Below are 23,742 nucleotides of genomic sequence, written 5' to 3'. Positions count from 1 at the left end.
TCCTCAGTGTGCGCGGGCTCTCCGTCCGCTTCCGGATGCGCGGCGGACGGCATGTCGCCGCCGTCACCGACGCGGACTTCGACCTTGCGGCGGGGGAGTGCCTGGCTCTCGTCGGCGAGAGCGGCTGCGGCAAGTCCGTCCTCGCCTCCGCGCTCCTCGGACTCCTGCCCGGCAACGCCGTGGCGTCCGGCACGGCGCTGCTCGACGGCGTCGATCTGCTGGCCGCCGACGAGCGGACCCTGGCCCGTACGGTACGAGGACGGCGCGTCGGCCTCGTACCGCAGAGCCCGGCCGCCCATCTCACGCCCGTGCGGACCGTGCGCGCCCAGCTCGAGGAGACCGTCCGCGAACTGACCGGCGCTCCGCGCCGGGAGCGTCGTGCCGCCGCCGAGGCCGCCGCCGAACGGGCCGCCTTCCCCGCCGGCCACCTCGACCGCCATCCGCACGAACTCTCAGGCGGCCTCGCCCAGCGCGCCGCGACCGCCCTCGCGCTCATCGGCGACGCCCCGCTGCTGCTCGCGGACGAGCCGACCACCGGCCTCGACCGTGACCTGGTCGAGCGGACCGTCGACGAACTGCGCCGTCACGCCGACGAGGGCCGGGCGCTGCTGCTGATCACCCACGACCTGGCCGCGGCGGAACGCATCGCCGACCGGGTGGCGGTCATGTACGCCGGCCGGATCGTCGAGACGACGGCAGCCCACCGTTTCTTCGGCGCGCCGGGCCCGCGCCACCCGTACGCCCGGGGCCTGCTGAACGCCCTTCCCGACCGTGCGTTCACCCCCGTCCCCGGTATGCCGCCCGAGCTGACCGCACTGCCGCCCGGCTGCGCGTTCGCCCCGCGGTGCGCGCGGGCGACGGAAGTCTGCGGCACGCTGCCCTCGCCGCTCGCCGGAGTGGCCTGCCACCACCCCGTGGGGCAGGGTCCCGATGCGTAGCGACCCGGCCGAGCACCCGCCCGCGCAGGTCGGCGCCCCGGGGTCGAGCCCCGTCGGCTCCGGCGGTGAGGCGCGCCGTGGCGCGGAGCCGTGGTGCTCGCCCGGGCATGTCGGTGCCCCGGGGTCGAGCCCCGCCGGCTCCGGCGGTGAGGTGCGCGGTGGCGCGGAGCTGTCGTGCCCGCCCCGGCGCGTAGGCGTGTCACGGCCGAGCCCCGTCGGCCCTGGCTGTGAGGCGCGCTGTGGCGCGGAGCCGTGGTGTGCGTCCACCCGTCGACCGGAGGCGGCCCGTGGCCATCTCCTCGCTCCCGTCGCACCAGGGGTGCCCCGTGCTTGAACTCGACGCCATCACTGCCGGCTACGACCGCCGCGCGCCGGTCTTCCGCGGCGCCTCGCTGACGCTCGAACCGGGCGAGTCGGTCGGACTGCTCGGACCCAGCGGGTGCGGCAAGTCCACGCTCGCCCGGGTCGCCGCCCTGCTCCACCGGCCGGAGGCCGGCCGCGTCACGATCGACGGACAGGAGGCGCGGGGCTGGCGCCACCGTGCCCCGCGCGCCCTGCGGACCTCCGTCGGAGTGGTGTTCCAGCAGCCCCGGATGTCCGCCGACCCGCGGCTGCGGCTGCGCGATCTGATCGCCGAACCCCTGCGGGCCGGCGGCCGCCGCGCGGAGATCCCCGAACGGCTCGCCGCACTCGCCCCCACCGTCGGCCTCACCGACGACCTGCTGGCGCGCCGCCCGCACGAGGTCAGTGACGGACAGCTCCAACGCGCATGCCTGGCACGGGCGCTGGTGCTCCGCCCGCGCTGGCTGGTCTGCGACGAGATGACGGCCATGCTCGACGCCTCGACCACGGCGGCCCTCGTCGCCGTGGTGGAGTCCTACCGCGCGGAATCAGGCGCCGGGCTGCTCGCCGTCGGACACGACCGCGTCCTGCTCGACCGCTGGTGCGACCGTACGGTCGAGTGGTCCGACTGCGTGGCGGCCTGACCTCGAATTCTCTTGCAAGTGGATCGTACTGAGGGCAACTGCCGTGCCATGATGGTGAGTTATGACGCCAGGGGAGGGTGTGACGAAGCGCGAGATCCACATCAGGCCGGTTCAGGAGACATCACGCAGTGATGTCGACGCCCTGCTGACCTGGCTCACGCGCGAGCGGATCGTGAAGGAGAAGCTCGAGAAGGGGGAGTTACGGGTCGAGCAGCGGGCCACGCCGGACGAGCACGGCACCCCGATGGGCCTCGGGACCGAGATCGTCCTTGTCGTCCTCCAAGGGGTGACCGGCGTCGTCCTCGTCGAACTCCTGGAGCAGGCGAAGTCCGCGGTGCGGGAGTGGCAGGAGAACCGTCGATCGGTCGGCGAGGACGATCCCCCCGACTTCGACGTCACCTCGGACGGCGATCCGAGGTAGCCCGGTGGCGCGTTTCGACCCGCGCGGAAGGGTGAACCACGCTCTGCTCGTCACGGTGCCCGAGTACACCTCCGATCTGCCGCCGGATCCGTCCGGCGTGCTGGGCGACATCGCGGCCGTCCGGCACAACAGCACGGAGCTGGAGAGGGCGCTGCGAACGGGTGGGGTGTTCCGCGAGGAGGACATCACCACCAGCAGCCCGGCCGGTTCCGACCTGTTCTTCCGCGACCTCATGCGCGCCCGGGACCGGGCGGACGGGCTCCTGCTGCTGTACTTCGCCGGACACGGTCTGGTGTCCAGCTACAACGAGCCGGACGAACTGTGGCTCGCCATGCCCCGCACGACGATCGTGCCGGGAGATCCACCGGCGTTCCTGCAGGCGGTCCGCTGGAGCGAGGTGCTCCCGGCCCTGTGCCAGGCCCGGGCCGAGCAGGTGGTGGTCGTCCTCGACTGCTGCTACGCCGGCAACGCGTCGGCGGCCTGGAACAAGCTGCCCGCGGACCATCGTGGGCGGATCTCGCTGCTCGCCTGCGTACAGGCGAACGACAGGATCGACGCGGGGGACGGCGGCACGCCCACACCCTTCACCGCCCAGTTGGTCCGCGTGCTCGAGGAAGGCGTCGACGGTGCCGGCGGCGAGGTGAGCTTCAGCGCGCTCTCCGACGCGCTCAGGACGTACATGTCCACGAACCACACCACACTGCGCAAGAAGCCGACCCCGTGGGTGCCGCAGAGCTGCCCCGCCGACGGCGCCGACGTCGTCCTCACCGCCGCCGACGTCGAGCCGCCGCCCCCTCCGCCTCCGCCGCCCCCTCCGCCCATCCCATCGCAACCGAGCGGGCGATGGCGTCGTGTTCCCGTCCTGGCCTGGGCGGCCCTGGCCCTGTCCCTGGCCGTCGTGGCGGGGTTCGCCGTCTACCGCGCCATGCCGACGAGCCCGTGCACGTCTCCCCTGGAACTGAGGCTGCTCACCGACCCGGACTCCGAGCCGACCGTACGCAGGGCGGTCAACGAATATCTGAAGTCGCCCGCCAACCGGGACGACGGCTGTCGACGCAGCGGCATCACCGTCTACGGCGCCAAGGCCGCCGACGCCGTCGCCGCCTTCCGGGACTCCTCCCGCTTCTGGCAGGACCCCGACGCCGAGACCAACCCCCAGCGGGACGTCGGCCCCCAGCCGGACATCTGGATTCCCGGCTCGGCGGCAGCCGTCGACCGTGCCCGCTCCTACGTCGGCGGCGGATCGTCGGTGGAGCTCACGGCGCACAAGCCGTTCGCCCACTCCCCGATGGTGCTGGCCGTCCCCGCCCAGCTGGCCGAGGGATCGGAGAAGGACCGGGTCGGCCGCCCGCTCGCCCAGTTCGTCGAGGCGCTGACCCAGCGCGCCGCCGACGCCGTCGTGGCGCGGAGCGACCCGGAACACACCGACTCCGGACTGCTCGCCACCGTGGGCCTGTACGGGAACCGTCCCGGCGCCGCGGCCGGGGTGGAACGCGACCTGGCGCCCGGACGACCGCTGCCCGACGGCCGTGCGCTGCTGTGCGAGCTGCCCAAGGTGGCCGCGGTCGACACGAAGACCGCCGCGCTCGTGCCGGAGCACCTGCTGAGGACGGGGGTGGGCTGCGGGCGCCAGACCCGGACTCCCCGCGTGGCAGAGTACCCGGCCGACGTGCCCCGGCTCACCCTGCCCTTCGTGCGGGTCCACTGGGACGGCGGCGACCAGGACAAGGCGGCCCGTGACGATGCCGCCGACCGCTTCCGCCTCTGGCTGACCGGCCCGGAGGGAGTGGCCGAGTTCACGGCCGACGGCTACCGCGCGGGGCCGGGAGACGCGCAGACCCCGGCCTCCCCGGCCGCCTCGCCCCCCGCCACCGGCGCGCTCGCCGACCCCGGGCGGCTTCCGGACGCGGGCGACGCCAAGACGATGAACGCCGCCCTGGAGGGGTACCGCAAGGCCAACGGCCCCGGCAGGGTGCTGTTCCTGCTCGACAACTCCGGTTCGATGAGGAGCTCGTGGGACGGCCCCGGCGGCGGCCCGGGGATCATCCAGCAGTCCCTCGGCGGGCTGGGCGGCCAGGACGAGTACGGCGTGTGGACGGTGTCGTCGAAGCCCGGAGCCGCCAGCCCGTACACGCCTCTGCTGGACCTCGGCACGCACAAGAACCGCGACGAGGCGAGGAGGACCGTCGGCGGGGCCCGGATCGCGGACAACGAGGCCGATCCGTACGGGGCGTTGAGCGCCGCGGTGACCGCCATGCAGGCGGAGGACGAGGGGGACGACAGCCGGCCCCGGCTGATCGTCTTCGTCACGGACGACGAGGACAACACCCGTCTCACCGGCGATCGGCTGGAGGGACTGGTCACGACCCTCGGGCAGGCCGGGGTCCCGGTCGTCATGGCGTCCCTGGACGTCGGCGGCTGCGCCAAGGGCCGGCCCGACGAGCGGATCGCCGCCGCGAGTGGTGGGCGGTGCCTGGACGGCTCGGGGGACCTCATCGCCGGGATGCGCGACGAGGTCGCCAGAACCGGTACAGGGGAGGGGACATGACCGCACGAACATCCCGCCGCACCACCACCTTCCTCCTCGCCGGTCTTCTCGCGCTGGGCGCGTGCACGGGCGAGGGCGGCGATACGCCCGAGAACGCGACGGACTCCGGTGCGCCGCTCCTGGTCGCCAGCGGCCGGGACGTCACCGGCAAGGGGGGCATCCGCGAGAAGCTGATCAAGGAGTGGAACGCCAGGCCGGGCAACACCCACCAGGCGCGCCTGGTCGAACTGCCGGGCTCCGCCGACCAGCAGCGCAGTCAGCTGCTCGGCGCCCTCCAGTCCGGCAGCGCCCGGTACGACGTGGTCAACCTGGACGTCACCTGGGTTCCCGAGTTCGCCGAGACGAAGCTCGTCCAGGAGCTGGACGCGGCCCTCGTGGGTGACGACGTCATCGACTCCGTGGCCCGTACGGCCCGTTGGAAGGACAAGACCTACTCCGTCCCCTTCAACACCGACGTCGGACTGCTCTACTACCGCCGCGACCATCTGGAGCAGGCCGGGGTGCAGGAGAAGAACACCCGCCTCGACGAGAACACCACCTGGGACGACGTGCGCGACCTCATCAGGACCGTCGAACAGGCCAACCTGCCCGGCGTCGAGGCGGGGTGGACCAGCCAACTCGCCCCGTACGAAGGCCTGACGGTCAACGGCATCGAGGCGTTCGCCTCGGTCCTCGAAGACGGCCTCACCGACGAGAACGGCCGCTACACCGCCACCGTCGGAGGCCTCGAGGACGGTCTCGAGGAGCTGCGCGACCGTACCGAGAGCTCCTACCTCCTCCCCGCCGCCACCGGCTCCGACGAAGCCGCGTCCCTCACCGCCTTCATCGACGGCAGGACGACCTTCCTGCGCCACTGGCCCTACGCCTACCGCACATTGCACCAGTCGTTCACCCCCGACAGGCTCGGAGTCGCCCCGCTCCCCGGCAAGGCGGTCCTCGGAGGCCAGAACCTCGCCGTCACCTCGTCCGCCACCGGCGCGCGCGCTGATGCGGCGCGGGATCTGATCACATTCCTCACCGACCCGCAGAGCGAACGCTGCCTGCTCGACGCGGGCTTCGCCGCCACCCGGGAGTCCGCGTACACGGAGGACGCGGTGTCCTGCCGGCTCCCGGCGGCCTCCGGGCCCTCGCCGTCGGCGGAGAGCGCGGACCGCATGCCGCGTGAGGACGGGCGCCCGCTGTACGCGCGGACCACCCTGCTCACCGCCTTGAAGGGCGAGGCCGTCACCCGCCCCCGCACCCCGCACTACGGGGCCTTCACCCAGACCTTCACCACGCATCTGAGCAAGCTGTTCGGCGACAGTCCCGCCGACCCCAAGCACCTCGCGGGGGAGCTGGACACGGCACTGCGACACGCCCTGCCCGAGCCGTCCTCGTGAGCCCGTCCCACCGCAGATGAACCGCCGCGGTGGGAATGTCACCCGTTCGGCAGGCATGCCATACGGCCGGACGGCGCCCCCGCTGCGCCACACTGGCCGCCGAACGCCGCGATTCCGGCGCGGCGCAAGGAGGGTGTGGGCGATGGCCGTGTCCGTTTCTGTCGTACTGCTGCTGCTCGTTCTGGCGGTGATCTTCCTCCGCAACGGCGGTCTCAAGCTCTCCCACGCGCTGGTCTGCGCCCTGCTCGGCTTCTTCCTCGCCGGCACGAGCATGGCGCCGACCATCCAGAACGGGGTCGCCGCCACCGCCAACGTGGTCAGCAGCCTCAAGCCCTGACGCACCGTTCGACGCAACGTTTCGCGATCATGAAGTGCCCGTGAAACCACAGGCATTTGCATGTACATCTCACGAACTCGGGCCTAACGTCGGCCGCCGGCGCGACCGACGTACGCACCCGAGGAGCCGCATTGACCACCCCCCGAAGACGAGCCCGTGTGCTCGCCCTGATCGCCGCGGTGAGCGCGACCGCCCTCGCGCTCGCCACCCCCGCCGCCTTCGCCGACGACATACCGCTGGCCCCCGGCCACCGGCTCGTCGACCACTACGACGGCGCTCCCGCCACCGCCCTGCCCGTACCGGGCGCGCCGCCCGCCCAGCACCCGTACCTCGCCCCCAACGGGCGCAGCGGGATGCACGCGGACGGCGCGGGCAGCGGCACCCACCCCTTCTCCGGGCCGCTCGGACGCGACCCGAAGGTGTCCAGCGAGAAGATCGCGGCCCTCGGCGGCGAGTGCGCCACCGTCACCTTCGACTCGGCCGGCCGCGTCCTCACCGTCTGCGGCACCTTCTCCGGCTTCCTGCTCAAGCTGCTCGACCCCCGCACCCTGGACACGCTCGCCGAGTACCGGCTGCCGCAGCGCTCCTCGACCGTCGAGGCCATCACCCGCCTCGACTTCGAGAAGATCTTCAAGGACACCTCGGGCGGCGCCTACTTCTACCTCGACAACCGGGACCGGGTCGTCCTGGCCGACTCCCGCCAGCACATCCTCCGTATCGCACACAGTCAGAAGCCGGACGGAAGCTGGCAGTTCACGGTCGAGGACGACTGGGACCTCACCTCGCTCGTCCCGCACGACTGCGTCAGCTGGACCAATCTCTTCCCGAGCGGCGTCTGCGACCCCGTCACCTCCGTCATGCCCGACTGGAACGGCCGTGTCTGGTGGGTGACCCGGCTCGGCCGGGTCGGCACGGTCGAACCCGCCACCGGCACGCTCCGCTCGGTCCGGCTGGTCGGCGAGGAGATCCAGAACTCGTTCTCGGTCGCCGAGGACGGCGTCTCCATCGTCTCCGACCACGCGCTCTACAGCTTCCGCGCCGACGCCGACGGCACCCCGCGGATCCAGTGGCGCCAGACGTACGACCGGGGGACCGGCACCAAGCCCGGCTCGGTGAACCAGGGTTCCGGCACCACTCCCGACCTCTTCGGTGTCGCTGACTCCTACGTCGCGATCACCGACAACGCCGACGACCGGATGAACGTCCTCGTCTACCGGCGCGGCACCGACGTCCCCGACGCGGATCGCCTGGTCTGCAAGGTCCCGGTGTTCCGTTCCGGCGCCTCGACCACCGACAACTCCCTGATCAGCTGGGGCAACAGCCTGGTCGTCGAGAACAACTACGGCTACGAGAACCCCACGACGCTGACCTTCGGCCGCAGCGTCGTCGGCGGGGCGACCAGGATCGACGTCCGCCCCGACGGCAGCGGCTGCGACACCGTCTGGGAGAGCGACGTCCGCTCGCCCTCCACCGTGCCCAAACTGTCCACCGCCAACGGCCTGCTGTACTTCTACGAGAAGGAGCCGAACGCCTTCGGCATCGACGCCTGGTATCTGACGGCGGTCGACTTCCGTACCGGGCAGCGCACCTGGAAGCGGTTCACCGGCACCGGTCCGGCCTACGACAACAACTGGGCACCGATCACCATCGGGCCCGACGGGACGGCGTACATCGGCGTCTTCAACGGGATCGTCGCCGTGCGCGACGGAGCCTGAGACACGACGGTGCCCGGGACCGCCGGGGTCCCGGGCACCTGTCGTACCCGTCTCAGACCATCGCGGGCATCTCGCCCTCGGTGGTCTTCACGTCGATCACCGCGAACGCCGCGCCCTGCGGGTCCATGATCGCCGCGAACCGGCCGAAGGGGCTGTCCATCGGCCCGAAGACCTTCTGGCCGCCGAGCTTCACGGCCCTGTCGACCGCTTGGTCGCAGTTGTCGACGGCGAAGTAGACCTGGATGTAGGACGGGACCTCGGCCGGGAAGTCCTCCGCCGTCATCTTCATCCGCCCCAGGACCGGCATGTCGCCGCCCAGGTCGAAGACCTTGTAGTCCATGGTGTCGTCGACCATCTTCTTGGCGTTGTAGCCGAACACCGACGTGAGGAAGTCGTCCGACTTCGCGGGCTCCCGGGTGAAGACCTCGGCCCACACGTAGGAGCCGGGCTCGCCCTCCAGCTCGAAACCCGTGTGGGAGCCGGGCTGCCAGACGCCGAACATGACGCCGGCCGGGTCCTGGGCCAGGCACATGGAGCCGAAGTCACCGACGGCCATCGGCTCCATGACGACGGTGCCGCCGCTGCTCCTGATCTTCTCGGCCGTGGCGGCGACATCCGGCGAGGCGTAGTACAGACACCAGGCCGACTGCGGGGAGCCGTCCTGGCCCGGCATGGGCGGGACGACCGCCGCGACGGCCTTGCCGTTCTTGTACGCCTGGGTGTAGTTGCCGAATTCCGAGGACGATTCGCCGAAGGTCCAGCCCAGCACCTCGCCGTAGAACGTCTTGGCGCCCTCGACGTCGGTGAACATCGCGTCGGTCCAGCAGGGTGTGCCTTCAGGTCGTGCGGCCATGACGGTGACTCTCTTCCGATCGATGAGGTTCTCGATGGGGTGCCGTGACCCACGCTAGCCAGTACGGGCGCGCCTCGCTCGGTGACGCTGCGTGTCCGACGTGCTCAGTCCCGCGCGAAGATCCCGATGCCGTTCGGTACGGGACGCTCGGCCCCTCCGGCCGGGTGGTTGCGCACGGTGACGGCCGAGGCGTCCGGGTCGCGGGTGACCAGCGTCGAGGAGCCACCCCCGTCGAGGCTGAACGCGTCCACGGCACCCACGCCCGCCATGACCGAGGCGACCTCGGCGATCGTGAGCCCGGTGCGGTGCTCGGGCGCCCCGTCCAGTGCCATCAGCAGCAGCCGGCGCCCACGATCCATGACACCGGCCGCCGAGCGGACGGCGGAGGTGGTCGCGTCGAGGCCGGGCAGCGGCTCTCCCGAGCGCAGCACCGGATAGCCGCCGACGGCGAAGCGGTACGGGACCCGGGAGCCGTCCGCGACGAGCCGATGGCGCACGCCGACCCGGTCGCCGACGGTCAGCGAGCGCAGTCTCCGCGCGCCCGCCTCCCGGCCGACGAGTACCTGGGTGCCGACGGCGATCGTTCCCCGGCCGGGCGTGTCGGCCATCGCGACGACCCTTCCGTCGCGCACCGTCACCTCGTACGTCTCCGCACTGCACGGCGCCGCGCGGTCCGCGTCCGTACCGCAGGTGGCGCGCAGCCGTGAGGCGGCGCCCCAGTGGGAGGTGAACACACCGACCGAGTCGACGGGCAGCGCGTACTGGTTCAGGCCGCCGAGCGCCAGCCCGCCCCGGGGTGTGGAGACCGCGCCGTCCAGGGTGAGCCGGCCGAGCCGGGCCCGGCCGTCGACGCCCACGCCCAGCACCTCGCGCGTGTCGGTGCCCGGCGGCAGGGCGGGGCCGAAGCGCTGTCCGGTCGGCACCGCCGCCTTCAGTACCCGCCCGCCGGCGATCGCGGGACCGACCGGCGCACCGGTCGCCTCGACGCCCGGGTGCTGGGTCTCGGTGATGTTGAAGAAGTCCCCGTTGACCGCGGCGACCGCGCCGCGCGTTCCGGCGAGCACGGACAACGGGGCGCGCGCCCCGACGGCCCCTGGCGTCAGCAGATCGACGTCGACCCCCGACTCGCGCAGATCGACGGAGAGCAGATGGACCCGGGTCGGCCCGCCGAGCGCGGCCACGTCGAAGGAGCGGTACGCGACACCCCGGGCGACCTCCGTCCAGACGGCCTCGGCCGTCCCCGGCGTGGCCCCGGCCAGCAGGGCGCACCAGGCCAGCAGGACGGTCGCCAACGCGCACGCACGTGTACCCGGACCTCGCACGATTCCCCCCGGCGTCCCGTCAAATCTCCCAGGATTCAACTGAGTTGACCAGACCCCCGCTCCGGTCGAGCGACTAGGAGCCGACCAGTCGGGAACGGATGAGGAAACGGACGCCTTCCGGGGCCTCCAGGGAGAATCCGCTGCCCCGCCCCGGTACGACGTCCACGATCAGCCGCGTGTGACTCCACAGCTCGAACTGCGCCGTGGACATCCAGAACGGGACCGGCTCCGTGACGCCGGCGACCTCCAGGGAGGCGAGCAGCACGTCCGAGGCGCCGGTGCGGAACTCCCCGTCCGGATAGCACATCGGCGCACTGCCGTCGCAGCAGCCGCCCGACTGGTGGAACATCAGCGGGCCGTGCGACTCCCGCAGCCGCCGCACCAGGTCGGCCGCGGCGGGCGTCAACTCCACACGTGCCCCGGGTCGATCCATCTCCCGCGCCCCTTCCTCGTGGGTCCTTCGGTGGTCCAGCGAACACCGGCGGAGGTTGCGAGAGGGTTGCGTCCGCCGAAATCGTCCGCGCCTCTAGGAACTGACGATCCGTCAGGTTACTCTTCCCCGCATGATTCCGACCGTTGTCTGGGGCACCGGAAACGTCGGCCGCGCGGCCCTCAGGGCCGTCGACGCCCACCCGGCGCTCGCACTCGCCGCCGTCCTCGTCCACGATCCGGCCAAGGTCGGCCGGGACGCGGGCGAACTCGCCGGTCTCGACCGCGCCCTGGGCGTCCCGGCGACCGACGACATCGACGCCGTGCTCGCGGCCCGGCCCCGAGCGGTGGTGTACGCCGCGTCCGGCGACATCCGGCCCGACGAGGCGCTCGCCGACGTCGTCAGGGCCGTCCGCGCGGGCGCGGTGGTGGTGACCCCCGCGCTCTACCCGCTCTACGATCCGCGCAGCGCCCCGCCGGAGTTCCGGGACCCGGTGCTCGCCGCCGTCGCGGAGGGTGGCGGCTCGCTCTTCGTCTCCGGCGTCGACCCCGGCTGGGGCAACGATGTGCTCCCCCTGCTGATCAGCGGCCTCGGCACCACCGTGGACGTGATCCGCTGCCAGGAGATCTTCGACTACTCCACGTACGAGCAGGAGGACTCGGTCCGCCACCTCATCGGCATGGGGCACCCGATGGAGTACGAGCCCCTGATGCTCGCCCCGTCGATCCCGACCATGGTGTGGGGCGGTCAGCTCCGGCTCATGGCCCGCGCCCTCGGCGTCGAACTCGACGAGATCCGCGAGACCTTGGAGCGGCGCGCCCTCGACACCACGGTCACCACCCGGACGATGGGCGTCTTCGAGGCCGGCACACAGGGCGCCGTGCGCTTCGAGGTGCAGGGCATCGTCGGCGGCGAACCCCGCATCGTCGTCGAGCACATCACCCGCATCCACCCCTCCTGCGCCCCCGACTGGCCGACGCCGCCCGACGGCACGGGAGCGCACCGGGTGGTCATCGAGGGACGCCCCCGCATCGAGGTCACGGTGGAGGCGAGCGACGAGGGCGAGAACCGTTCCGCGGGCGGGAACGCGACGGCCGTCGGCCGGCTGGTGAACGCCGTCGACTGGCTCGTGGACGCGAAGCCCGGCCTCTACGACGCGCTCGACGTCCCGCTGCGGCCCGCAGTGGGCCGACTGGGAAGGAAACGGCCATGAGAATCGACGTACCCGACGGCAGGCACCCGATCGAATACGTGTGGGGCGAGGTCGTCCCCGAGATCGGGACGGCCGCCGCGAACTTCTCGCTCTCGGTCTACGCCCATACGACCCTGGGGCTGCGCGAGTTCGAGGCCGCGCGGCTGCGCATCGCGCAGATCAACGGCTGTCTGTTCTGCCTCGACTGGCGGACCGACCGCGACGGCGAGAAGGTCGAGGAGTCGTTCGCGGACGCGGTGACCCAGTGGCGCACCACCGATGCCTTCGACGACCGTACGCGGCTGGCCGCGGAGTACGCCGAGCGGTACGCCCTGGATCATCACGGTCTCGACGAGGACTTCTGGACTCGTATGACCGCTCACTACAGCCAGCCCGAGATCGTGGAGCTGACGATGAGCATCGGCTCCTGGTTGTCGTTCGGGCGGCTCAACCGGGTGCTTGGCCTCGATGCGGTGTGTGTGCTGCCCACCCAGTGACCTCAGAGATCGGTGGCGATGATCTTCTCGATGTTGCGTTCGGCGAGCGCGGTGATGGTGACGAACGGGTTGACGCTGGTGTTGCCGGGGATCAGCGCGCCGTCGATCACATAGAGGCCCGGATGGCCGTGGAGGCGACCGTAGTTGTCGGTGGCGCGGTTCAGCACCGCGCCGCCGAGCGGGTGGTACGTGAGATGGTCGCCCCAGATCTTGTACGCGCCGAAGAGGTCGGTGCGGTAGATCGTGCCCTCCTTCGCGTTGATCTTGTCGAAGATGGTCTTCGCGGCGTCGATGGACGGCTGCTTCCAGGCGGTCTGCCAGTTGAGGTCGACGCGGCCCGCCGCTGCGTTCCACGAGAACGCCGCGCGGTGCGGGTTCTTGGTGATCGACAGATAGAACGAGGCGTACGTCTCGATCCCTGTCGGTAGCGGCGCCACCTCGGCGAAGGCCCCGCCCGCGGCCCAGTTGTCGATGCCGGCCGTGGGCATGGACGACTGGAGCTTTCCGGTCGGGTCCCACATGTGGTTCGCGCGGCCGCACATGACGTTGCCGTTGTCGCCCCAGCCCTGGCCGATCTCGCCGTTGAGGAGGGGCAGCGCGCCCGTGGCCCGCAGCTTGGTCAGCAGCTTGCTGGTGCCGACGCTGCCGGCCGCGAAGAACACCCGGTCGGCGACGGCGGAGGTGGTGGCCGTGACGTTCCCGCCGCTGTCGAGCACGTCCATCACGACCGTGTAGCCGCCGCCCGACGCCGGAGTCACCGACGCCACCCTGTGCAGGGGTGTGACGGTGACCCGACCGGTCGCCCGAGCCTGCGCGAGATAGGTCTTCTGCAGGGTCTTCTTGCCGTGGTTGTTGCCGTAGAGCACCTCGCCGGCCAGGGCCGATCTGGGCACGGCGCCGGCCTGCTCCTGCTTCATGTACTCCCAGTCGTAGACGTTGGGCACGAAGACGAACGGGAATCCGGAGCGCTGGGCGTGCTTACGGCCGACCCGCGCGTACTGGTAGCAGGCGGCGCTCTCCCACCAGGCGGGGTCGACGTCGGTCACCCCGAGGCCGGCGTTGGCGCGGGGGTAGTAGACGTCGTACATCTCGTCGGCGTTCACGGAGGGCAGGATCGCCCCGAAGTTCTCGCGGCGCGGCGTGACCGCCATGCCGCCGTTCACCAGCGAACCGCCGCCGACGCCCCGGCCCTGGTAGACCGTGATGCCGCCGAACTCCTCGGCGTCCAGGATGCCGGTGTGCTTGGGGACGTCCTTGTCGAGCGGGAAGCCGAGGAACTGGCTCAGCGGCTGCTTGGTCCGGGTGCGGAGCCAGAACGAGCGGTAGTCGGGGGTGGTCGTGTTGGCGAAGATCTTGCCGTCGGGGCCGGGGGTGTCCCAGGCCATGCCCATCTCGACCATGCGCACGTCGACGCCCGCCTGGGCGAGGCGCAGCGCGGCGACGGAGCCGCCGTATCCGGTGCCGATCACCAGAGCGGGGATGCGGCCCTGCGTGGTCGATCCGTAGGCGTGTGAGGGGAGCGCCAAGGCGCCGAGAATAGAACCTGTTCCCGTGATGAATCCACGGCGTGAGACAGCCATGTTGTTCCTCACTGTCGGGTGGAATGGGAACGAGTTCTACTGCCGCCCGGATGGGAAGTCACGGCATACCGATTGGTAACTTTTGGGTGGATCGCTCAAGAATGATCGGGGCAAAGCCGACATTCTGATGAGTTGGAGAACCGCTGAGTCCGGAGCGCCCATGTCCCTGCCGACCCTCGCCCCCGAGACCGTCGACCACGCCGCCGCGCGGCTCTACGACACCGCCGCCTGGCAGGAGATCGTCCGGCACTGGGGCACCCCCGCCGAAGCCCCGCCCGCCCCGGTGGAAGCCCCGCCCGCCCCCGAGGACTGGCGTCGGCTGCTCACCGTCCCCGTCGACCAGCTCGTCGCCACCGCCCTCGCCGGCCTCACCACGCCCCCGCCCACCGAACGGCGGCTCCCCGGACGCCTCGGCGCGGTCCTGCCCGACCGGCTGCACACCTGGCGCCGCGTCGGACAGGCCGACCTGCGTCCCTCCACCCACCTCGCCCACGCCCGCCACGTCCTGGTCGAATGGGGCTGGCAGAACCGCCCGTACCGGCTCCGGGACGCCCGGGGCGCCCGCTGCCTCTGCGGCGCCCTGCTCACCGCGCACCGCCTCGGCTACGGCAGCGCCGACACCATGAACCGCTCCGCCGCCTGGATCGTCACCGAACTGCGCGCCCAGGGCTGGACCGGCCTCATCGGCCCCTGGAACCGCGCACCGGGACGTACCGCGGACCAGGCCCTGGCCCTCCTCGACGCGACGATCCGCCGGGCGGCGCACGCGGGCGAGTGACCTTCCGGACGGGACGCCCCGCCGTCACTCCACGCTGTCGGACACCGTGAAGAGCCCGCCGTCCGGATCGCGCAGCGTGACGCGCCGGCCGTTGCCCGAAGGGAGTACGGCCGAAGCCGTCGTACCGCCGGCCTTGAGGGCCGTCTCGGCGGCGATGTCGACGTCGGGCACCCGGAAGTGCACATGCCAGCGCGGCCTGACCTGCGGATCGGGGGCCGCCTCCACCGCGCCGCCGAACAGCCGGGCGACGGTGATGCCCGCGTGACTCAGCACGACATGGTCGTCCTCGTAGGAGACCTGGCAGCAGCCGGGCCGCTCGCCGGCCCAGTCCAGCACCTCGGCGTAGAAGATGGCCGCGTCGAAGGCGTTCCTCGTCCGCAGCTCCAGCCAGGCCGGGGCGCCTCCCTTGCCGACACTCCAGTCGGGGATCACCTCGCCCTCCCAGATGCCGAAGACGGCGCCCTCGCGGTCGGAGGCGAGCGCCGCCCGCCCCGTACCGAACCGCAGAGGCCCGACGGCCACGGTGGCGCTGCGCTCCCGGATACGGGCCGCGGTCACATCCGCGTCGTCGACGGCGAAGTACGGCGTCCAGGCGACCGCCACGGCCAGACGTGGCGCCAAGGCGCCGATTCCGGCGACCGGCGCCCCCTCGCTCAGGGCGACGGAGAACTCCTCACCCAACCGGGTGGGGCGGAAGTGCCAGCCGAAGACGGCACCGTAGAAGGACTCGGCGGCTCGGAGGTCCCGGGCCATGAGACTGACCCAACAGGGGGCGCCGGACACCGCATGGCTCGAGGTCGACACAACCTTCATCCATCCGTCGTGGACGCGTGATCGTTCTCATCCCACCGTACCCCCGGCGAGATCGCCATTCCGGCGGGCCGTCCCGGTACAGAGTGCGAAGCGGCCGAGGGTGCGAAAACCTTGAAAGGTGACGGACGTGCGCGCCGCGCTACGAGAACCGCTGGCCGACCTGCTCGCGCGGCGCAGGGACCCGGTCGTCGTCCAGACCCTCCGGTCCACCGCCGCGGCGACGATCTCCTATGTCGTCGCCCTCCAGCTGAGCAGCGAGGCAGCACCGCTGACCGCGCCGCTCACCGCCCTGCTCGTCGTCCAGGTGACGCTCTACTCCACGCTCAAGACCGGGATCCGCCGCGTCAACGCCGTGGTCGTCGGAGTGATCATCGCGATCGCGTTCAGCGCCCTGGTCGGGCTGACCTGGTGGAGTCTCGGGCTGATCATCCTGGCCTCGCTGGTGGTGGGCCGGTTCGTGCGCGTCGACGAGTTCGTGCCCGAGGTCGCGATCAGCGCCATGCTCGTCCTCGGCGTCACCCAGGTCACCAACACCGCCTGGGACCGGGTCCTGGAAACCCTCATCGGGGCCGTGGTGGGCCTGCTCTTCAACATCCTGCTCGTGCCACCGGTCTGGGTCGGATCGGCGGGGGAGTCCATCGAGGACCTGGCACGGCGGATGCGGCAGCTGCTGCTGCGCATGGGTGAGGAGGTCGCGACCCAGGCCCCCGTCGCGTATGCCGCCGCGCGCAGGCACGAGGCGCGGCTGCACGAGGCGCGCCGGCTCGACAACGACGTGGCCGACGTCGACGCGGCGCTGCGACAGGCCGAGGACAGCCTGCGCCTCAATCCGCGCGTGAAGGAGGGACTTCTGCACCGCGTCGTCCTGCGCACCGGGCTCGACACCCTGGAGATCTGCGCCGTCGTCCTGCGCGTCCTGGCCCGCACGCTCGCCGACCTCGCCAAGGAACGCAGGGAGGAGGAGCTCTTCCCGAGAGACGTGGCGATCGCGCTCGAAGACCTCCTGGCGCGAGTCGCGGACGCCCTCGTGAGCTACGCCGTCCTCGTCACCGCACGCGTCAGCGCGAACGCCGATGCCGCGGAGGAGCGGCTCGCCGGGGAGCTCGTCGCGACCCGCGCGGTCCGTGACCACGTCGCCGACCTGCTGCTCCGGGGCGTCCTGAGGGACCCCCGGCAGTGGCAGCTCCACGGCGCGCTGCTCGCGGAGATCGACCGGATCCTCGACGAACTGGATCCCGGCCACCGCGGCCGCCGTCTCATGGAGGAGCTCGACCGCCACTCGCGCGAACGCGCCGCGAAGCGCACGCCGCTGTCGGCCCTGCGGGACCGCCTCGAGGTCTAGCGGAACGAGGTCGAGGCGGTGTCCTCCTGGAGGTCCCGCCCCTCAATGCCGGTCGTTCATCAACTCCTGGAACGAGCTCATGCAGGGGGTGCAGTGACGGTCGGTCCTCTCGCGCTCTTCGAGGGGCTCCTCGTGGAGGGACTGCCCGCACAGGGCGGTCGCGGTGCCCGTCGCGGCCACGTGCCAGACGAAGATCCCGTCTCGGGGCGCTATGCCGACGTGCATTTCGTACATGGTCGTCTCCATGCTCGGCGGACGTGTTCCTTCTCCAGTGCACCGGACGGAGGGGTGGTTGCACGCCTGGAGGGGGGCTGTTCGGGTGACGCCGCCGCGACCGCGACCAGGCTGGCCCGGTACCGGATGGCTACCCTGGTTCTGGGGGCGTGGACGGCGACCGGTCGGAGGCGACCCCATGAGACGACGCCACCATTTCCACATCGACCACGCGGGGCACTCGGTCACCGTCACCATCCAGACCGGCCACACCGCGGTGGTGGAGGTCCTCGTCGACGGCAAGGAGACGGGGCACGCCACGTCCGGGCACGGCCACCCGGTGGCTGTGCACATCGAGCTGCCGACCGAACCGCCGACCCCGGCGACGGTCCGTGCGGCGCCCGGTCCCGGCATCCCCCGCTGCGTCCTGGAAGTGCCAGGCGTCGAGCCTCAGGTCATGTCCCCGCGCCTCTACTGACGGTCGGCGGGCGCAGCACGAAGCGGGCGCCCCCGTCGCGCGCTCCCCGTGCGCGTGGGCGACCCACGAGGCGATCGAGAGGCCGAGCCCGGTCGACCCCGCTGCGGAAGCGGTCGAACAGGGACTCGACGGCGTCCGGAGGCAGCCCGGGACCGGCGTCCGGGCCGCCCACGCCGTCCGCCGGCCGCATAGTGCGGCGCAGGACGGCGGTGGTGTCCGTCTCGCCGCGCAGGGGCGGTGTCGGCGAGCATCCGCGGTGAGGCGACCTGCGTCCGCAGGTCGTGGGCCGCGTCGTGCGTGAGCAGGCCGATCGCCTGCGCGCTGTCGGGGTTCATCCGACCGGTCGAGCTGCTCTCGCCGCCGCGCGTCGTCGCTAGGGACGGCGAGGGTGGCCGGCGCGAGGAGCCCCAGGGCGCTGGTGAGGGCGAACAGCGCGGTGATCCGCCGACGGAGCCGGCGTGCCCGCCCGGTGGGCGTGAGGACCGTTCTCATTCCGCGCCCTCGGGAACCGGCCGGTGGTCGACCCTCCCGTACGACGTCGTCCCCGCCCGGCAGCGGCGCCCTCGGGAACCGGCCGGTGGTCGGCCCTCCGTACGACGTCGTCCCCGCCCGGCAGCGGCGCCCTCGGGAACCGGCCGGTGGTCGGCCCTCCGTACGACGTCGTCCCCGCCCGGCAGCACTCGCACGGCGCCCTCGACAGCCGTCGGCCGGGGATCCCGCGTCGAGATGGCCCGGCTCGGTGCCCGGTACGTACCAGCCGGAACGAAGCGCCGCATCGAGGCGGAAACCCTCCCCGACCGGCGCCCCGTCAGGTCAACACTCTGTAACGCCAACGGGCTTGTCGGACAGAATCCTTCCTTCCGCACGGCAACGTCTGGGATCTTGCGTCCACCCCACACATCACACGGCCAGGTCGGCGCCACCAGCGCCACCCGGTCATCGGAGGACGCATTGTTTTCCCACATATCCAGCCGGCTGAGACTCTCGGTCGCGGCCGCCGCCGCTCTCGGCGCGGCCGTCGCCCTCGCCGCCCCCGCCCAGGCAGTGGAATCGACCACCCCTGAGCCCTCCGGCGCCTCGGTGTCGAGGACGGCGAACGTCGCCGCCCCCGCCGCCTGGGCCGCCGGTACCCGCGCCTACCTGGTCATCACCGCTCCCGGTGACACCACGGCCGTGCGCAACGCCGTGGCGAGCAACGGCGGTTCGGTCTTCGCCTCGTACGACGCCATCGGCGTCATCGTCGCCCACTCGACGTCCACGGGCTTCGCCTCGACGATGCGTACGGTCGCCGGCGTCCAGCAGGTCGGCGCCACCCGTACCTCCGACGTCCCCGCCGACGCCTACAACCCGGCGCTCCCCGCGAACCCGGCGCAGTCGCCGACGACGCTCACGGAGTCCAACCGCTGGGACATGACCCAGATCAAGGCAGACCAGGCCTGGGCCGTCACCACCGGTTCCGCCTCCGTGAAGGTCGGCATCCTCGACACCGGCGTCGACGACCAGCACCAGGACATCGCGCCCAACTTCAACGCGGCCGACTCGGTCTCCTGCGCCTACGGCAAGGCGGACACCCGCGCCGGCGCCTGGCGGGACGTCGGCACGCACGGCACGCACGTCGCCGGCACCGTCGCCGCCGCCAAGAACAGCAAGGGCGTCATCGGCGTCGCGCCGGGCGTGAAGATCTCCTCGGTCCGTATCGCCGAGCCGACCAGCAGCCTCTTCTTCGCCGAGAACACCGTCTGCGGCTTCATGTGGGCCGGCGACCACGGCTTCAAGGTCACCAACAACAGCTACTACACGGACCCGTGGCAGTTCAACTGCCCGGACAACGTGGACCAGGCCGCCATCATCGAGGGCGTCAAGCGCGCCCAGGCGTACGCCGAGGGCAAGGGCTCGCTCCAGGTCGCCGCGGCAGGCAACTCCAACTACGACCTGGCGAACAAGACCACCGACAGCGAGAGCCCCAACGACTCCACGCCGGTCACCCGCACCATCACCAACGCCTGCATCGACATCCCGACCGAGCTCCCGGGTGTCGTGACGGTCGCGTCGCAGGGCAACGGCGGCGCGAAGGCCTCGTACTCGAACTTCGGCAACGGCGTGATCGACATCGCGGCCCCGGGCGGCGACGGCGCCTCCGGTGTCTACTCGACGCTCCCGGGCGGCAAGTACGGCAACATGAACGGCACGTCGATGGCCTCCCCGCACGTGGCGGGCGTCGCCGCGCTGATCGCGAGCGTGAACCCGGCGTTCACCCCGGCGCAGATCCGGGACCAGCTGGGCGTGCAGGCCACGGACCGGGCCTGCCCCTCGGACACCCGCTGCAAGGGCACCACGACCAAGAACGGCTTCTTCGGTGAGGGCGCGGTCGACGCGCTGAAGGCCGTCGGCGGCTCCACCCCGCCGCCCGGCGCGTACTTCGAGAACCTCGGCGACGTCACGATCTCCGACAACGCCACCGTGGAGAGCTCGATCACGGTCAGCGGCGTCACGGGCAACGCGCCGGCCACCCTGAAGGTCGGGGTGGACGTCAAGCACACCTACATCGGTGACCTGAAGGTCGACCTCGTCGCCCCCGACGGCACCGTGTACACCGTGCACAACCGGACCGGCAGCGGCACGGACAACATCGTCCAGACCTTCACCGTCAACGCCTCCTCCGAGGTCGCGAACGGCGTCTGGAAGCTCCGTGTGAACGACAACGCCGCCCAGGACACCGGCAAGATCGACGCCTGGAACCTCACCTTCTAGGCCGAGAGGGCGCCCGACCCGGCACCGGCCGGGTCGGGCGCCCCGTCACGCGTCCTCGCGGAGCAGATCGGCGCACTTCTCACCGATCATCATGGTCGTGATGCACGGATTGACGGTGACGAGGTCCGGCATCACCGACCCGTCGGCGACCCGCAGCCCCGCCACCCCCTTGACCCGCAGCCGGGCGTCGAGCGGCGCCGTCGGGTCGTCGTCCGCACCCATCTTCACCGTGCACGCCGGGTGGTAGACGGTGTTGTGCGTCTTGCGGATGTAGTCGAGCAGCTCGTCGTCGGTACGGACGTCGGGCCCCGGCGCGAGTTCGGCGCCCGCCCAGCCCGAGAGCGCGGGCTGCTGCGCGATGCGGCGCGCGAGCTTGAGGCCGTACGTCATCACCCGGGCGTCGTGCTCGTGCGTGAAGTACCGGGGGTCGACCCTCGGCTTGTCACGGTAGTCACGGGTGCGCAGCCGCACCGTGCCCCGGGACTTGGCACGGGTGACGTTGGGCGTCAGACAGAAGGCGTTCTCGGAGGTCGGATAGCCGTGCCGGCTGGTGTTCATGTCGAAGGGCACCGAGCCGTAGTGGAACATCAGGTCCGGCCGGTCCAGACCCGGCTCGGTGTCGTAGAAGATGCCCGCCTCCCACCACTGGCTGGACGTGGTGGTCATCGGCTGCGCCGCCTCCCACATGATGACGCCCTCGGGGTGGTCCTGAAGGTTCTCGCCGACTCCCGCGGAGTCCACGAGCACCTCGACGCCCGTCTCCCGCAGATGCTCCGCCGGGCCGATGCCGGACAGCATCAGCAGCTTCGGAGTGTCGATGGAACCGCACGAGACGATCACTTCGCGGCGGGCGCGGACCGTCCGGGTGTGGATCAGGTCCGGGTCCAGGTACTCGGCGCCGACACAGCGCCGCCCGTCGAGGACCAGCTTCTTCGCCCGTACCCCGGTGCGTACCTCCAGGTTGGGGCGCTTGCCCAGGATGGGATGGAGGTACGCGACCGAGGAGGACTGCCGGATGTTGTTCTCGTCCGAGTTGATCTGGAACCAGTTCGCGCCCCGCACCACCGTCGAGCCGCTGTTGAAGGGGGTCGTGGGGATGCCGGCCTGGGCACACGCCTTGAGCAGCGCCTCGCCGCACGGGTCCCCGCCCTTGAGGGTGCGGAGCTTGACGGGTCCGGTCCGGCCGTGGTGGTCACCCGGGGCGTCGTTGTTCTCCAGACGGCGGTACAGCGGGAAGAGGTCCGCCGCGCTCCAGCCGGTGCAGCCGGCGCCCGCCCAGTCGTCCAGATCCTCCGCCGGTGCCCAGAAGGCGATGCAGGAGTTGTGCGAGGAACAGCCGCCGAGCACCTTGGCGCGGGCGTGCCGCATGAAGCTGTTGCCGCTGTCCTGGGGTTCGACCGGGTAGTCCCAGTCGTAGCCGGACTCCAGCAGCCCCATCCACCGCTCCAGCTTGAGGACGTCGTCGTTTCCGACGTCGCTCGGCCCCGCCTCCAGCACACAGACCGTCACGGACGGGTCCTCGCTGAGCCGTGCGGCGACGACGTTGCCCGCGGTTCCACCGCCGACGACGACGTAGTCGAACTCTGCGCTGTCGAACGTATCGGTCATGAGGGGGTGACTTCCTTCTTCAACGCAGCGGCTCCGGGGGACGTGACGGCGGCGTGTTCCGCCAGAACGCCCGTACGGTGCCGCTGGACGAACCAGTAGTAGGCGAAGCCGCCCAGCGCGATCGCGCCGACGAACAGGACGGCGCCCCAGCGCAGATACCAGTGGTAGGGGGCGGCGGCGTTGTAGACGGCCGCTCGCGGCCAGATGAGGTTGAGCGTCATCGCCCCGCCCCACAGCACGGCCAGGATGTTGACGGGCAGTCCCCAGCGGCCGAGCGAGAACTTCCCCTCGGCGGGCTGCCATCGGCCGCGCAGCCGGGCGACCAGCATGGGCCCGGTGACCAGCAGATAGGCGACGTAGATCATCACGATGCCGATGCTGGTGACCACGGTGAAGATCTGCGGCTGGCGGATGTTCACCAGCAGGATCGCCAGCGCCAGGACGCCGATGACGACCGTCGGCAGGATCGGGGTGCCGAAGCGCGGGCTGACCTTCGCGAGCCGCCCGGACGCGGGGAGGTTGTTGTCCCGGGCCATGGCGAAGGCGAGCCGTACGGCCGCGGTGTGCACCGCGAGCGCGCATACGGTGACGGCGATCAGCACGCACCACAGCATGGCCTTGCCGGCCGTCGGTCCGAGGACGTCGAGGACGACGTACTGCAGCCCGTCCGTGGACAGCTTCTCGCCCCGCAGGCTCGACACGCTCATCAGCGCCAGGATCAGGATCAGCCCGCCCAGGACGAACGAGGCGACGATGGCCCGGATGATCGCGCGCGGCGCATTGCGGGAGGGGTCCAGGGACTCTTCGCCCAGTGAGGCCGCGGTGTCGAAGCCGTACATCACATAGGCCGAGGCGAGCGAGGCGATCAGGAACGCCCCGAGGTACCCGAAGCTCTGCCCGTCGCCGGTGCCGGCCGTCTCCGTGACGACCTCCGGGCCCCGGACGACGTTGATCGCGAGGAGCACGATCAGGACGACGGTGGCGATGAGTTCGAGGAAGACGCCCGCGGTGTTGATCCGAGCCATCAGCTTCACGCCGAAGGCGTTGACGACCGTGGTGAAGAGGATCAGACCGGCGGCGAGGAGCACCGCGTTGGTCGCCACGTCGTACGTCCCCGAGCCGTCCCCGACGAACTGGAAGAACGAGGAGATCTGGGGGAGCGTCAGCTGGTAGGCGAGGGCCACGGCCGCGATGGACACGACCGAGGCGATGAGCATCATCCAGCCGGCCAGCCAGCCGATGTGCGGATTGCCCACTCTCTTCGCCCAGTTGTAGATGGACCCCGCGACCGGATAGCGGGCCGCCAGCTCCGCGAAGCAGAGCGCGACCATGAACTGCCCGACGAAGACCATCGGCCACGACCACCAGTAGGCGGGGCCGCCGCTGGCGTAGCCGAAGTAGAAGAGCTGGAAGGTGCCGGTGAGGATCGATATGTACGAGATGCCGGCCGCGAACGTGTGGAAGTTGCCGAGCGTCCGCTTCAGTTCAGGGCGGTACCCGAACTCGGCGAGCTCGGCGTCGTCGGCCGCCTGGGACGGTGGAGCGATTGCCATGGTGTGAC

At 71.4% G+C, this 23,742-nt stretch carries 21 protein-coding genes; 13 read left to right on the top strand and 8 right to left on the bottom strand.

Annotated features, from left to right (window positions below; translation table 11 throughout):
• Positions 1-35: 35 nt before the first annotated feature.
• From ACZ561_RS11595 to ACZ561_RS11565, 7 genes are all read left to right on the top strand, one after another.
• Entirely contained in the window at positions 36-938 is a 903-nt protein-coding gene (locus ACZ561_RS11595) for an ABC transporter ATP-binding protein (RefSeq protein WP_470992998.1), read from the top strand.
• 326 nt (positions 939-1,264) lie between these two features.
• Positions 1,265-1,924: an ABC transporter ATP-binding protein gene (locus ACZ561_RS11590; RefSeq protein WP_470992599.1), complete on the top strand. Its 660-nt coding sequence runs from the start codon at positions 1,265-1,267 to the stop codon at positions 1,922-1,924.
• Positions 1,925-2,003: 79 nt separating this feature from the next.
• The gene (locus ACZ561_RS11585; protein ID WP_470992596.1) at positions 2,004-2,345 is read left to right on the top strand and encodes a hypothetical protein; all 342 of its coding nucleotides are present in this window, start codon (positions 2,004-2,006) and stop codon (positions 2,343-2,345) included.
• A 4-nt stretch (positions 2,346-2,349) separates the two neighbouring features.
• Entirely contained in the window at positions 2,350-4,893 is a 2,544-nt protein-coding gene (locus tag ACZ561_RS11580) for a substrate-binding domain-containing protein (protein ID WP_470992593.1), read from the top strand.
• Complete coding sequence (locus ACZ561_RS11575; protein WP_470992590.1) at positions 4,890-6,272, top strand: extracellular solute-binding protein; 1,383 nt, start codon at positions 4,890-4,892, stop codon at positions 6,270-6,272. Before ACZ561_RS11580 ends, ACZ561_RS11575 begins: the two co-directional genes overlap by 4 nt.
• 142 nt (positions 6,273-6,414) lie before the next feature.
• Complete coding sequence (locus ACZ561_RS11570) at positions 6,415-6,609, top strand: hypothetical protein (RefSeq protein ID WP_329112937.1); 195 nt, start codon at positions 6,415-6,417, stop codon at positions 6,607-6,609.
• Between the two features lie 131 nt (positions 6,610-6,740).
• Positions 6,741-8,324 (top strand): hypothetical protein, encoded by a 1,584-nt coding sequence (locus tag ACZ561_RS11565; protein ID WP_470992587.1) that lies wholly within the window; start codon positions 6,741-6,743, stop codon positions 8,322-8,324.
• 52 nt (positions 8,325-8,376) lie between these two features.
• Here the strand turns inward: ACZ561_RS11565 and ACZ561_RS11560 are convergent, their stop codons facing one another.
• The 3 genes from ACZ561_RS11560 to ACZ561_RS11550 form a co-directional block, all read right to left on the bottom strand.
• Positions 8,377-9,177, bottom strand: coding sequence for a VOC family protein (locus ACZ561_RS11560; protein ID WP_376440763.1), 801 nt, complete (start codon positions 9,175-9,177; stop codon positions 8,377-8,379).
• A gap of 104 nt (positions 9,178-9,281) precedes the next feature.
• Positions 9,282-10,469 (bottom strand): phosphodiester glycosidase family protein, encoded by a 1,188-nt coding sequence (locus ACZ561_RS11555; protein WP_470992584.1) that lies wholly within the window; start codon positions 10,467-10,469, stop codon positions 9,282-9,284.
• Between the two features lie 103 nt (positions 10,470-10,572).
• On the bottom strand, positions 10,573-10,932 hold the full coding sequence (locus ACZ561_RS11550) for a DUF779 domain-containing protein (protein WP_470992581.1): 360 nt from the start codon (positions 10,930-10,932) through the stop codon (positions 10,573-10,575).
• 130 nt (positions 10,933-11,062) lie between these two features.
• On the opposite strand from ACZ561_RS11550, the gene ACZ561_RS11545 reads away from it, so the two are divergent.
• Both ACZ561_RS11545 and ACZ561_RS11540 read left to right on the top strand, forming a co-directional pair.
• Entirely contained in the window at positions 11,063-12,142 is a 1,080-nt protein-coding gene (locus tag ACZ561_RS11545; RefSeq protein WP_376440771.1) for an NAD(P)H-dependent amine dehydrogenase family protein, read from the top strand.
• On the top strand, positions 12,139-12,618 hold the full coding sequence (locus ACZ561_RS11540; protein WP_470992578.1) for a carboxymuconolactone decarboxylase family protein: 480 nt from the start codon (positions 12,139-12,141) through the stop codon (positions 12,616-12,618). Before ACZ561_RS11545 ends, ACZ561_RS11540 begins: the two co-directional genes overlap by 4 nt.
• 2 nt (positions 12,619-12,620) lie before the next feature.
• On the opposite strand, the gene ACZ561_RS11535 is transcribed toward ACZ561_RS11540, so the two are convergent.
• Positions 12,621-14,198: a GMC oxidoreductase gene (locus ACZ561_RS11535; RefSeq protein ID WP_470992575.1), complete on the bottom strand. Its 1,578-nt coding sequence runs from the start codon at positions 14,196-14,198 to the stop codon at positions 12,621-12,623.
• 160 nt (positions 14,199-14,358) lie between these two features.
• Here ACZ561_RS11535 and ACZ561_RS11530 point away from each other — a divergent pair, with 160 nt between their 5' ends.
• Positions 14,359-14,976, top strand: coding sequence for a DUF6197 family protein (locus tag ACZ561_RS11530; RefSeq protein WP_470992572.1), 618 nt, complete (start codon positions 14,359-14,361; stop codon positions 14,974-14,976).
• Between the two features lie 24 nt (positions 14,977-15,000).
• Here ACZ561_RS11530 and ACZ561_RS11525 read toward each other — a convergent pair whose 3' ends face one another.
• Positions 15,001-15,729, bottom strand: a complete 729-nt coding sequence (locus ACZ561_RS11525) for a VOC family protein (protein ID WP_470992568.1) — start codon at positions 15,727-15,729, stop codon at positions 15,001-15,003.
• A gap of 178 nt (positions 15,730-15,907) precedes the next feature.
• On the opposite strand from ACZ561_RS11525, the gene ACZ561_RS11520 reads away from it, so the two are divergent.
• A complete protein-coding gene (locus ACZ561_RS11520; RefSeq protein WP_376440785.1) occupies positions 15,908-17,131 on the top strand; it encodes an FUSC family protein in 1,224 nt (407 codons plus the stop codon).
• A 42-nt stretch (positions 17,132-17,173) separates the two neighbouring features.
• On the opposite strand, the gene ACZ561_RS11515 is transcribed toward ACZ561_RS11520, so the two are convergent.
• Positions 17,174-17,365: a hypothetical protein gene (locus tag ACZ561_RS11515; protein WP_470992565.1), complete on the bottom strand. Its 192-nt coding sequence runs from the start codon at positions 17,363-17,365 to the stop codon at positions 17,174-17,176.
• A gap of 178 nt (positions 17,366-17,543) precedes the next feature.
• Here ACZ561_RS11515 and ACZ561_RS11510 point away from each other — a divergent pair, with 178 nt between their 5' ends.
• Both ACZ561_RS11510 and ACZ561_RS11505 read left to right on the top strand, forming a co-directional pair.
• Positions 17,544-17,822, top strand: a complete 279-nt coding sequence (locus ACZ561_RS11510; protein WP_470992562.1) for a hypothetical protein — start codon at positions 17,544-17,546, stop codon at positions 17,820-17,822.
• A gap of 951 nt (positions 17,823-18,773) precedes the next feature.
• A complete protein-coding gene (locus ACZ561_RS11505; RefSeq protein WP_470992559.1) occupies positions 18,774-20,573 on the top strand; it encodes a S8 family peptidase in 1,800 nt (599 codons plus the stop codon).
• 45 nt (positions 20,574-20,618) lie between these two features.
• Here the strand turns inward: ACZ561_RS11505 and ACZ561_RS11500 are convergent, their stop codons facing one another.
• A complete protein-coding gene (locus ACZ561_RS11500; RefSeq protein WP_470992556.1) occupies positions 20,619-22,181 on the bottom strand; it encodes a GMC family oxidoreductase in 1,563 nt (520 codons plus the stop codon).
• Positions 22,178-23,734: an APC family permease gene (locus ACZ561_RS11495; RefSeq protein ID WP_470992552.1), complete on the bottom strand. Its 1,557-nt coding sequence runs from the start codon at positions 23,732-23,734 to the stop codon at positions 22,178-22,180. The genes ACZ561_RS11500 and ACZ561_RS11495 overlap by 4 nt, the downstream gene beginning before the upstream one ends.
• Between the last annotated feature and the right edge of the window lie 8 nt (positions 23,735-23,742).

It is taken from the genome of Streptomyces sp. NPDC039609 (assembly GCF_055596705.1).
The sequence above is the reverse complement of the archived record's forward strand: the minus strand, read 5'-3'. Positions and strand labels throughout refer to the sequence as shown.